We start from the raw sequence: 1,252 nt of genomic DNA on the forward strand, positions 1-1,252 counted from the left end.
TTATGATTCTTCTCGCTTCCGGCGGCATCGGGATGCCCGCGTTGCAGGCCATGCTGTCCAGGCAGGTAGATGACGACCATCAGGGACAGCTTCAAGGATCGCTCGCGGCTCTTACCAGCCTAACTTCGATCATTGGACCGCTGATCGTCACGGCGATTTATGCCGCCTCGGCGAGCACATGGAACGGGTTGGCATGGATTGTAGGCGCCGCCCTATACCTTGTCTGCCTCCCCGCGTTGCGTCGCGGTGCATGGAGCCGGGCCACCTCGACCTGAATGGAAGCCGGCGGCACCTCGCTAACGGATTCACCACTCCAAGAATTGGAGCCAATCAATTCTTGCGGAGAACTGTGAATGCGCAAACCAACCCTTGGCAGAACATATCCATCGCGTCCGCCATCTCCAGCAGCCGCACGCGGCGCATCTCGGGCAGCGTTGGGTCCTGGCCACGGGTGCGCATGATCGTGCTCCTGTCGTTGAGGACCCGGCTAGGCTGGCGGGGTTGCCTTACTGGTTAGCAGAATGAATCACCGATACGCGAGCGAACGTGAAGCGACTGCTGCTGCAAAACGTCTGCGACCTGAGCAACAACATGAATGGTCTTCGGTTTCCGTGTTTCGTAAAGTCTGGAAACGCGGAAGTCAGCGCCCTGCACCATTATGTTCCGGATCTGCATCGCAGGATGCTGCTGGCTACCCTGTGGAACACCTACATCTGTATTAACGAAGCGCTGGCATTGACCCTGAGTGATTTTTCTCTGGTCCCGCCGCATCCATACCGCCAGTTGTTTACCCTCACAACGTTCCAGTAACCGGGCATGTTCATCATCAGTAACCCGTATCGTGAGCATCCTCTCTCGTTTCATCGGTATCATTACCCCCATGAACAGAAATCCCCCTTACACGGAGGCATCAGTGACCAAACAGGAAAAAACCGCCCTTAACATGGCCCGCTTTATCAGAAGCCAGACATTAACGCTTCTGGAGAAACTCAACGAGCTGGACGCGGATGAACAGGCAGACATCTGTGAATCGCTTCACGACCACGCTGATGAGCTTTACCGCAGCTGCCTCGCGCGTTTCGGTGATGACGGTGAAAACCTCTGACACATGCAGCTCCCGGAGACGGTCACAGCTTGTCTGTAAGCGGATGCCGGGAGCAGACAAGCCCGTCAGGGCGCGTCAGCGGGTGTTGGCGGGTGTCGGGGCGCAGCCATGACCCAGTCACGTAGCGATAGCGGAGTGTATACTGGC

The 1,252-nt window shown here is 57.1% G+C and carries 3 protein-coding genes and 1 pseudogene; 2 read left to right on the forward strand and 2 right to left on the reverse strand.

What is annotated here, in order from left to right; genetic code table 11:
- A pseudogene (locus CSBG_RS18425) lies at nt 1-275 on the forward strand (tetracycline efflux MFS transporter Tet(C)); the annotation flags it as partial.
- A gap of 55 nt (nt 276-330) precedes the next feature.
- Here CSBG_RS18425 and CSBG_RS19055 read toward each other — a convergent pair.
- Both CSBG_RS19055 and CSBG_RS17615 read right to left on the reverse strand, forming a co-directional pair.
- Entirely contained in the window at nt 331-459 is a 129-nt protein-coding gene (locus CSBG_RS19055; protein ID WP_001260374.1) for a type VI secretion protein, read from the reverse strand.
- Nucleotides 460-513: 54 nt separating this feature from the next.
- Entirely contained in the window at nt 514-849 is a 336-nt protein-coding gene (locus tag CSBG_RS17615; RefSeq protein WP_081450183.1) for a hypothetical protein, read from the reverse strand.
- Nucleotides 850-913: 64 nt separating this feature from the next.
- On the opposite strand from CSBG_RS17615, the gene CSBG_RS17620 reads away from it, so the two are divergent.
- Nucleotides 914-1,105 (forward strand): Rop family plasmid primer RNA-binding protein, encoded by a 192-nt coding sequence (locus CSBG_RS17620; protein ID WP_000165985.1) that lies wholly within the window; start codon nt 914-916, stop codon nt 1,103-1,105.
- Nucleotides 1,106-1,252 lie beyond the last annotated feature (147 nt).

This window comes from Clostridium sp. 7_2_43FAA (genome assembly GCF_000158375.2).
GTDB lineage: Bacteria > Bacillota > Clostridia > Clostridiales > Clostridiaceae > Clostridium > Clostridium tertium.